The sequence below is a fragment of the Mesorhizobium sp. M1A.F.Ca.IN.022.07.1.1 genome (assembly GCF_003997575.1).
Taxonomy (GTDB): Bacteria; Pseudomonadota; Alphaproteobacteria; order Rhizobiales; family Rhizobiaceae; genus Mesorhizobium.
The window spans coordinates 1-8,467 of the sequence record NZ_RZST01000273.1; the positions used below are offsets into that span (position 1 = coordinate 1).

Genomic DNA, 8,467 nt, shown 5'->3' on the forward strand with positions numbered 1-8,467 from the left:
GTCATGGATCAGCGCCAGCTGGTCGGCGCGCCCCCCCGCCACGTGGCGGTCGATGGCATTGAAGCAGGTGTTGCAGGTGGCGCCTGTGAACCAGCGGCCATAGACGCCCGCCGCCGGATCGAAGACCTTTTCGGCTGGCGAATACCAGTCGATCGCTTTGGCCGCTTCGGCCCAGAACGCTATGGGGTCGCGTTTCCAGCCCTCATAGACTTCGTGGTAGCGTGAGGCCATCGACTTTTCCTCCCCAGGAACATTCCGTCGTATGGCAATAGCCTAAGCCGCTTTGGCCGGCCATGTCTCCTCGCATTTTGGTCGGCGTTGCCGGCAAACGGATCCAGCCGCTCCCGGATCGGAGCGCGCTATGACGTCAGCAAGTGAATTCGGCTTAGAGCGGCAGTGCTGCCAGCATCAGCCCGACACCGCCGGCTATTAGAATGGCGGCCGCCAATGCCTTCCGATGGCGTTCGAATGCCGTCGGAGCACGATCCCAGTTGTAACGCATACTGTCCACTCCCCAAAAAGCCGGCAGACTCTTAGCTTACTTATGGGAAAGATGGCAACCCTGGCGCGAACGGCGGCTTGACAGTGGTTCCAGCCCACCATCATTCTCGCGCGAGTTGGATAGTCTTTCCGGGGAAGTTTTGACGAAAAGAACTTACGAAAAACCGGTTCCGGTCAGGCGCGGGAAGCTGTCGAGCATCGTTGCGGGCCCGAGCGGCCCGATAGCCCGGCCGTCTGACACGCAGCGTTGCCCGCTTGGCAATGGACAGCGACGGCATGCCGCGCTAATTGCAGTTCGGCATAGGGAGCGGGCGTATGGCTGAAATCGCCTTTGAAACGGTTCTGCGGATGGCGGACGACGCCTCCGTGCAGCATGTCGGCGACGGCGCCGTGGTGCTTCTGGCGCGCAGCGGCCAGCTTTACACCTGCAACGGCACCACCGAAGCGTTCCTCGACAAGGTCGACGGCGCCCGCAGCCTCGACCACATCGTCGATCTGCTGTCGGAAGAATTCGAGGTCGACAAGGCGACGCTCGGCGACGACATGACGGCGCTGGCCGCCGAGTTGGTGGCCGAAGGCATCCTTGCCGACCCGGGCGCGTGATGGCCGGCGGACCGTTCCTGCGCGCCCTGTTCCGCACTCATCTGTGGCTCAGCGCCCGGCTGATACCGGTACTGGTCGCCCGGCGCGATTTCGAAAGCGTGCTGAAATTGGCGCCGCTGCAATTGCCCACACCCTATCGTGGCCTGCCATGGAGCTACGTCGTCAGCCGCGTCAACCGCACGGTTCGGCATCCCTGGGTGATGCGTGATCGCAGATGCCTGAGGGAAGGGCTGCTCGGTTTCCGCTTCCTGCGGATGGCGGGTTTCAACCCCGACCTCCATTTCGGTGTCGATGCCAAATCGATGCATGAGCCGCGCCTTTCGGCGCATTGCTGGGTTTGCCTCGACGGCAAGCCGGTGGTCAGCGACAGCCTTCCCGACATGGTTGAAATCTATCGCCACCCCGGCGGCAGCGTGAAGGCGCGCGCCGCTTGACCGGCGCCGCAGCCACCGTTTGCTATGACCTCAACGGCCAGGTCATCGGCATATCGGCAGAGCGCGCCGAGCTCTGGCCGAGCTTCGATCTGATGCTCGGCACATTGCGCGTCAATGAAGCGGTCGAACCCGGCTTTCGCATCGATATCCTCGAAACGTCGGCGCTGCCCGAAAACCCGGAGGGGAAGCTCGCCTTCGACGGCGAAGTGCCGCTGGACGGCCATTGCCGCATCATCGACGCCGGCGACGTCGTCCATCTGGTCTTTCCCGGCCTCCAGACGGCCTCGATCCGTGCCGACGAGGGCTCGGCCGAAATCCGCGTTCATCCCGACAGCAAGGTCAAATGGACGCTGCTGATGATGGTGCTGGATGCCGCGCTCGATTCCGGCGGGCAGTACATGCTCCATACCGCCGGTCTGACGCTGCCCGATAGTGGGGCGCTCGTGCTGATCCATGCGCCGAGCGGCACTGGCAAGTCGACGACTTCAATGGCGCTGGCATCGCAGGGCTTCGGCCTATGCTCGGACGATGTGATGATCCTCGGCGCAACATCTGAAGGCACCCTGGCCTGGGGCATGCCGCGTAAGGTGAAGATCCATCGCAACACCGCGGCGATGCTGCCATTCCTCTCGCCCTGCCTTGGCGACAGATGGGACGCCGAGGGCGAGCAGGCCGTCTCGCTGGAGCGTCTCGCCGAGATCGTTCGCATCGAGGACGTCCGTCCCAGGCCGGTCTCGGCGCTGCTGCATCTGGCGCGCTCGACCGACGGCCACACCCGGCTCACGCCCTTGGCCAGGACCGATGCGATGGTCGCGCTTGCCACCGACAATGTCAGGACCGGCCTGACCGGCCTGTTGCCGATGCAGCAACGGCGGATGGCGTCGATCGCGGCACTGGTCAGGGCCGTCCCCACTTTCACCCTGGAAGTCGGCTCAAGCCCGGCCGATGCAGCGGGGCTGATCCGCGGCGCGGTGGAGGAGTAGATCTCCAAACGGGCCTTCAGGCCGGATAGGGCCTTGGCCGGGCAAGCCGCTGGACCCAGCGGAAGGCGTCGCGGCTAAGGCGCGAGCGCATCTTGTCCCGCGAATTGACCCTGAGCAGCATGTTGCCGGTGATCAGCCATTTGGCGAGCCGTATCGACAGATCGGGCTCGATGCGGTTGGCAAGGGCGATCGCGCGCGGCTCGTCGAACAGCCGCCCGGTCACATTGAGCACGGTCGCCAGCTCGAGTTCGATGCCGGTCATACGCGCGGCTTCGAGAAGGCGCGCTTCGGCTTCCGGCGATTGCAGAGCGCGCACACCTTGCAGCACGTCGATACAGAGCTGCAGCCGGTGGAATTTGTGGCCTCCGGCGGCATGAACGATGGCGATGGTGAGCAGCGACGCCGGCGTGTCGGCCTCGCCGCCGTCAATGATCTGCAACTCGCGGAAGCCGAGCGACAGGCGCCGCCGCATGCCGGTGTCATGCACCAGATTGCCGTGCAGCTCGATCAGCAGGCTGGAGTTCTCCTTCTCCAGCCACTTGAACTCCTGCAACTCATGCGATTCGGCCTCGCCACTGGCAAGCGTGAAGCCGCATTCGGCGATCACGTTGTTGGCCTCGCCGATGCTGGCCGGATCGACAAGTATGTCGATGTCGGTGAACGGCCGATCGGCAGCATGGCGATAAAGCTTGCGCGCGAACACCGGGCCCTTGACGATGCGAGCCGCAACGCCTTTCGCGGCCAAGGCCTTCATGATGCGGTCGCCGTGATATTGCAGCAGCATCGACTGCCCGGTCGCCAGTGTAGCCTGATCGCGAAGCCCGGAGAGTTTTTGCCGCAGGGGGGCATCGTTCGGCAGATCGGCCTCGCCGATTTCCCGAAGCTTGCGCAGCATGATCGGCAGCACGCCGTGGAACTCGGCATTGGCGAGCAGCGCCATGAGGCTGCTTGCCGAGAGGGCCCCGCCCCGCTCGGACGGCGCCTCCGGATCGGCAAATTCGAGCAGCAGCTTTTCTTCGGCAGGTGAAAGCGGGAGCAGCATCAACCGGGCAATATCGCGAACAACAGGCGACCATGGTCGCAGAAAAGCCCGCGCGACGCTACATCCCCCAGCGCAGCGCCGCCGTGTGCACCGGAGCGTCCCAAAGCGCCGTCGTCTCATCCTCGAGCATCGTCAGCGTGATCGAGCAGCCTGCCATGTCGAGCGAGGTGACATAGGAGCCGACCAGCGAGCGGGTCACCGTCACGCCTCTCTTCTCGAAGATTTTTCGCGCGCTGTTGTACATCAGATAAAGCTCCATCGATGGCGTGCCGCCGAAGCCGTTGACGAAAAGCAGCGCCGGTCCCCAGGCGCGGTCACCAAGATCGCCGAGGATTGCCGTGCAGATCTCCTCGGCGATGGCGTCGGCACTCTTCAGATCATCGCGCCGCCGGCCGGGCTCGCCATGGATGCCGACGCCGAATTCCATCTCGTTGTCGCCAATGTCGAAGGTCGGTCTGCCCGCAGCCGGCACCGTGCAACTGGTCAGCGCCACGCCCATCGAGCGCGTCGAGGCGTTGACGCGGTCGCCCAGCGCCTTGAGCTCGGGCAGTGGCATGCCTTGCTCGGCCGCGGCGCCGACGATCTTCTCCACCACCAGCGTGCCGGCCACGCCGCGCCGACCGGTGGTGTAGGACGAATTCTCGACCGCGACGTCGTCATTGGTCACCACCTGCAGAACGCCGTCCGACATTTCGGCGGCCATGTCGAAATTCATCACGTCGCCTTCATAGTTTTTGACGATGAACAGGCAGCCGGCGCCGGTGTCGACGGCTTGCGCGGCCGCGAGCATCTGGTCGGGCGTCGGCGAGGTGAAGACCTGGCCGGGGCAGGCGGCGTCCAGCATGCCATGGCCAACCAGCCCGCCATGTAGCGGCTCGTGGCCCGAGCCGCCGCCCGAGATCAGCGCCACCTTGCCCGGTTTCAGCGTCCTGCGGCGAACGAATTTGTGCTCGTCGCCGAGCGCGAGGATATCGGAATGCGCGGCGACGAAGCCATCGAGGCTTTCGGTGAGGACCGTGTCCACCGAATTCAGAAACTTCTTCATGGCAGTCCTCCCGAATAGGTCTCGCTTAGCCGCTGCCCCTGCCGGCGATGCTGGTGATCTTCTGGATGAATTCGTTGATCGCCCGGTCGAGCGCTGCGTTCTGCTTGTCGTCGCCGAAATCCGGCACGATGAGCGAGACGTGGCGCGTCTTGCGCGGACCCGAAGCCGCCGGCAGCTTGCCTGGATGCGCTTGGTGATAGGCGGCCAGGAACTGGTCGCGCTCGGCCGGGCTGAAATGGCAGACGGAAAAGATAGCCGGCAAATGCTTCGACGGGATCGGGATCGAATAGGCCGGGCTGGAGATTTGCGTGACGAAACTGCGATGCTTGCCGAGCGCATCGGCAAGTCGCTGGCGCATGCCGGAAGGCCGCTGGTCGATGACTTGCGACAGGATGGTCTTATACGCGCGGATCGCGTCTTCCGCGCCGGCTTCTTGTATCTTGGCAGGCTTGGCCATGCTGTGCTTACACCGGAACGTCCGCTATGGCCGCCTTGGCCATGGCGAGTTGCGCCGGAGCCACCGATAGGTCGCGCAGGCCGGCCTCAATCAGCGCCGGAATGGCGGCCGGATCGCCGCCGGCATCGCCGCAGAGGCTGACCGGAATTCCTTTCTCGCGCCCGAAGGCCGCGACCGAAGCGATCAGCCGCATCACAGCCGGATGGCGGACAGCGTTGAGATGTGCAACGGCGGCGTTGTCACGCGCGGCTGCCATCACATATTGCGTCAGGTCGTTGGAGCCGATCGAGAAGAAGGCAACGGCGGCAAAAGCCTCCGGCGCGATGGCCACCGAAGGGACCTCGACCATGATGCCCAGCGGCGGCAGCTTGTGCGCAAGACCGCGCGACACGAGAGCGGCCTCTTCCTCCGCAAACAACGCGGCGGCCTGCCTGTACTCTTCGGCCATGGCGATCATCGGAAACATCACCTTCAGATTGCCGTGTACGGCGGCGCGCAGCAATGCCCGGATTTGCACCCGGAAGATGTCGCTCCGCGCCAGCGACAGCCTGATACCGCGCAGGCCGAGAAACGGGTTGGTCTCCTCGACGGTGAAGTCGGGGATCGGTTTGTCGCCGCCGGCATCGATGGTGCGGATGGTCACCGGTTTTTCTCCGGCCCATTCCAGCACCTTGCGGTAGGCTTGGTACTGTGTCTCCTCGTCCGGCAGGGCCTTGCCGAACAGGAATTCGGTGCGCATGAGCCCGACGCCATCACAGGTCGCAATGTCGATGCCGTCGACATCGGAAGGGTAGGCAATGTTTACCTGCACCCGCACCGACGTGCCGGCCTTGGTCGCCGCCGGCTGGGCGAGAAAAGTCTGCGCCTGGCCTTGTCGCGCCGCGAAGGAGGAGGATGATTGCCGGAACGCCTCGATCTCCTTCGGCGAGGGCGAGAGCACGATGCCGCCATGCTCGGCGTCGAGCAGCGCGTTTCCGGTGGGCTCGTCCGCAAAGGCACCAATCCCCACCACCATCGGCACGCCGCGCGAGCGTGCCAGCATGGCGACATGGCTGGCGGTGCTGCCGGCCTCGAGCGCAATGCCGCCGCCTCTGCTCCAGTCGGTTTCGAGGAAACGCGTCGGCGCGATGTCCAGGCCATAGAGGATGGCGCCGAGGGGCGCCGCGGTCTCGCTATCCTCGCTCAGCGCTCGCAGCACCTGGTCGCGGATGTCGCGCAAGTCCGAGGCGCGTGCCCGGAAATAGTCCTGGTCGGACGCCTCATAGCCGGCGATCTCGGCATCCAGTGCTTGCCGCCAGGCAGCGTCGGCCGGCTCTCCGGAGCCGAGCGCCGCGAAGGCGGGCGCGCTCAGCGCGACGTCCTCCAGCATGGCGATGTGGAATTCGAGGATGCCGGCGGCATCGCCATCGGCCGTCTCGACAAGCGAGGTCAGCCGGCTCACCGCCCTGCCGATGGCCGCCTTCAGCGCTGCTTTCTCCTCCGCCTCGCTCGCCTTGGCCACATAAGCAGCCGGTGGACGGTCGAGGTTGAACAGCGGCCCTTCGGCGTAGCCGGGAGAGGCAGGGATGCCCTCAATCCGCATGGCCCGCATTCCTTGCGGATTGAGAGGGCGGCAGACCCGGCTCAAGCGGAGCGGGCATGATCCGCATCCTCGTCGAAATCGCGCTGCACCAGGCCGACCAGCGCTTCGACCGCGTTGCTTGCGCCGTCGCCTCGCGCCCTTATGTGCAGCACGGTTCCTTTCGGCGCCTTGGCCGCCATGACCTTGACGATGCTCTTGGCATCGAACCAGGGGCCGTTGGCGGCGACTGCCACCTCCACCTCGGCCGTGAACGACTTGGCGAGCTTGGTGAACTTCACCGAAGGGCGCGCGTGCAGGCCCACCTCGTGGGTGATCAGAACCGTGGCTTCGGCGGATGCGGACATTGAGTCGATTCCCGTTCACTCACGACGGCGACAATTCATGCGCCGTCGCCACCACTTCCTTGAGCGATGCGCCGCCGGACGATTCCGTCGCCGCCATCACCGCACCCTCGACGATCGGCGCATTGCAGACGACTATTCTGCGGGATCGCGGCTCGCCGATCATTTCGACCGCCATCTCGCTGTTGGTCTCGGCGCCGCCGAGATCGACCAGGATGGCGACGCCCGCTTCCGACCAGGCCTTGTCGATCGCGCCCATGATCGCCTCGACGCTGGTGCCCAGCCCGCCATGGCCGTTTCCGCCGCACCATGCAAGCGGCACTTCGTCGCCCACCATCTGGCGCACCATGTCGGCCGTGCCTTCGGCGACCAGCGGCGAATGCGAGACGATGACGATACCGACATTGCTCATCAAGAACCCTCGATTGCTTCAGCGACTGCGCGCACCAAGAGCGCGGTCGACCGCGCCCCGGCGTCCATATGCCCGATCGAGCGCTCCCCCAGGAAAGAGGCGCGCCCACGCAAGGCCTTCATCGGCACGGTGGCCTCGGCCGCCTTGTCGGCGGCGTCTGCGATTGCGCCAGCCGTCTTGCCCTGCGCCAGTGCCTCATACACCGGCTGCAGCACGTCGAGCATCGTTTTTTGCCCCGGCTGCGATTTGCCGCGCGCCGAAACCGCCTCGATCGCCTTACCCAGCGCCGCTGTCAGCGCGGCGCGGTCGGGCGTGCCGGACAGTTCCTTGCCGAGCGCCATGAACAGAGTACCGAACAAGGGCCCGGAGGCTCCACCGACGGTCATCACCAGCTTGGTGCCGATCGCCTTCAGCGCGTCCGGCAGCGGTTTTGCCGCGATTGCGGCCTTTTCGGCGCGCACCGCCTCGAAGCCCCGCTTCATGTTCAGCCCATGGTCGCCGTCGCCGATCGCCTGGTCGAGCGCGGTCAGCTCGTCGGCATGCGCCGCGATCGTATCCGCAGTTGCCGCGATCAATTGTGAGAAATCGGATGCGGCCATCGCCTGTCCTTCACGCCGGGGCGAACATGGCCACCACGGCCGCGAACGCCTCGGCAACTGCAAACGCGCCCGGATCCGCTATGTCAAGCTGGCGGCCGATATAGGCCGAGCGACCGGCCTTCGCCTTCTGCATCGCCGCCGTCGCCTGCGCGCCGCTCCGCGCGGCCGAAGCAGCCGCCTCCAGCCCGTTCGTGTCGAGCGCCTTCAGAGCCGGCTCCAGGGCGTCGACCATTGTGCGGTCGCCGAGCTTCGCGCCGCCGTAGAAGGTCATGCGGTCAAGGCCGGCGAGCAGCGCCTTGCTGAGCGGCGCGCCGCCGTTGAGCGACTGCGCGGCAGCCGTGAAGAAGATCGACAAAAGCACGCCGCTGGAACCGCCCATAGAAGTTCCCAATGTATCGCCGATTGTGGCGAGCGTTGCGGCCTTGTCCGCAAGCGGCAGCGTGTCGACGCGGTCGAGCACGCTGCCTC

12 protein-coding genes are annotated in these 8,467 nt (G+C 65.5%); 3 read left to right on the top strand and 9 right to left on the bottom strand.

Features of this window, described 5'->3' with window-relative positions:
• A partial coding sequence (locus EOA75_RS24390) for a propionyl-CoA synthetase (RefSeq protein ID WP_164747531.1) occupies positions 1-231 on the bottom strand: 231 nt, incomplete at its 3' end.
• A 585-nt stretch (positions 232-816) separates the two neighbouring features.
• Here EOA75_RS24390 and EOA75_RS24400 point away from each other — a divergent pair.
• Genes EOA75_RS24400 through EOA75_RS24410 form a run of 3 tightly spaced genes read left to right on the top strand, consistent with a single transcriptional unit; the run spans position 817 to position 2,521 of the window.
• Positions 817-1,104 carry a PqqD family protein gene (locus EOA75_RS24400; RefSeq protein ID WP_067324253.1) on the top strand — a complete coding sequence of 96 codons (288 nt, stop codon included), beginning with the start codon at positions 817-819 and terminating at the stop codon, positions 1,102-1,104.
• Positions 1,104-1,538, top strand: coding sequence for a lasso peptide biosynthesis B2 protein (locus EOA75_RS24405; protein ID WP_095777037.1), 435 nt, complete (start codon positions 1,104-1,106; stop codon positions 1,536-1,538). Before EOA75_RS24400 ends, EOA75_RS24405 begins: the two co-directional genes overlap by 1 nt.
• On the top strand, positions 1,535-2,521 hold the full coding sequence (locus EOA75_RS24410) for a serine kinase (RefSeq protein ID WP_127325356.1): 987 nt from the start codon (positions 1,535-1,537) through the stop codon (positions 2,519-2,521). The genes EOA75_RS24405 and EOA75_RS24410 overlap by 4 nt, the downstream gene beginning before the upstream one ends.
• A 16-nt stretch (positions 2,522-2,537) precedes the next feature.
• Here the strand turns inward: EOA75_RS24410 and EOA75_RS24415 are convergent, their stop codons facing one another.
• The 8 genes from EOA75_RS24415 to EOA75_RS24450 all read right to left on the bottom strand — a co-directional run.
• Complete coding sequence (locus tag EOA75_RS24415) at positions 2,538-3,563, bottom strand: nucleotidyltransferase family protein (RefSeq protein WP_127325357.1); 1,026 nt, start codon at positions 3,561-3,563, stop codon at positions 2,538-2,540.
• Positions 3,564-3,621: 58 nt separating this feature from the next.
• Positions 3,622-4,608 carry a dihydroxyacetone kinase subunit DhaK gene (dhaK, locus tag EOA75_RS24420; protein WP_127325358.1) on the bottom strand — a complete coding sequence of 329 codons (987 nt, stop codon included), beginning with the start codon at positions 4,606-4,608 and terminating at the stop codon, positions 3,622-3,624.
• Positions 4,609-4,633: 25 nt separating this feature from the next.
• Complete coding sequence (locus tag EOA75_RS24425) at positions 4,634-5,065, bottom strand: hypothetical protein (protein ID WP_127247729.1); 432 nt, start codon at positions 5,063-5,065, stop codon at positions 4,634-4,636.
• 7 nt (positions 5,066-5,072) lie between these two features.
• Positions 5,073-6,647, bottom strand: a complete 1,575-nt coding sequence (gene ptsP / locus EOA75_RS24430) for a phosphoenolpyruvate--protein phosphotransferase (RefSeq protein WP_164747532.1) — start codon at positions 6,645-6,647, stop codon at positions 5,073-5,075.
• 41 nt (positions 6,648-6,688) lie between these two features.
• A complete protein-coding gene (locus EOA75_RS24435) occupies positions 6,689-6,991 on the bottom strand; it encodes an HPr family phosphocarrier protein (protein WP_067324266.1) in 303 nt (100 codons plus the stop codon).
• A gap of 19 nt (positions 6,992-7,010) precedes the next feature.
• Positions 7,011-7,400 (bottom strand): dihydroxyacetone kinase phosphoryl donor subunit DhaM, encoded by a 390-nt coding sequence (gene dhaM, locus EOA75_RS24440; protein ID WP_067324268.1) that lies wholly within the window; start codon positions 7,398-7,400, stop codon positions 7,011-7,013.
• On the bottom strand, positions 7,400-7,999 hold the full coding sequence (gene dhaL / locus EOA75_RS24445; protein WP_127325360.1) for a dihydroxyacetone kinase subunit DhaL: 600 nt from the start codon (positions 7,997-7,999) through the stop codon (positions 7,400-7,402). The genes dhaM and dhaL overlap by 1 nt, the downstream gene beginning before the upstream one ends.
• A 10-nt stretch (positions 8,000-8,009) precedes the next feature.
• On the bottom strand, positions 8,010-8,467 hold a 458-nt coding region (locus tag EOA75_RS24450; RefSeq protein WP_127325361.1), incomplete at its 5' end, for a DAK2 domain-containing protein.

Excerpts from the sequence above, each read along its gene's own strand:
- EOA75_RS24400 (WP_067324253.1), top strand. The coding sequence starts at position 817 with ATGGCTGAAATCGCCTTTGAAACGGTTCTGCGGATGGCGGACGACGCC.
- EOA75_RS24405 (WP_095777037.1), top strand. The coding sequence starts at position 1,104 with ATGGCCGGCGGACCGTTCCTGCGCGCCCTGTTCCGCACTCATCTGTGG.
- EOA75_RS24415 (WP_127325357.1), bottom strand. The coding sequence starts at position 3,563 with ATGCTGCTCCCGCTTTCACCTGCCGAAGAAAAGCTGCTGCTCGAATTT.
- dhaK (WP_127325358.1), bottom strand. The coding sequence starts at position 4,608 with ATGAAGAAGTTTCTGAATTCGGTGGACACGGTCCTCACCGAAAGCCTC.
- EOA75_RS24425 (WP_127247729.1), bottom strand. The coding sequence starts at position 5,065 with ATGGCCAAGCCTGCCAAGATACAAGAAGCCGGCGCGGAAGACGCGATC.
- ptsP (WP_164747532.1), bottom strand. The coding sequence starts at position 6,647 with ATGCGGATTGAGGGCATCCCTGCCTCTCCCGGCTACGCCGAAGGGCCG.
- EOA75_RS24435 (WP_067324266.1), bottom strand. The coding sequence starts at position 6,991 with ATGTCCGCATCCGCCGAAGCCACGGTTCTGATCACCCACGAGGTGGGC.
- dhaM (WP_067324268.1), bottom strand. The coding sequence starts at position 7,400 with ATGAGCAATGTCGGTATCGTCATCGTCTCGCATTCGCCGCTGGTCGCC.
- dhaL (WP_127325360.1), bottom strand. The coding sequence starts at position 7,999 with ATGGCCGCATCCGATTTCTCACAATTGATCGCGGCAACTGCGGATACG.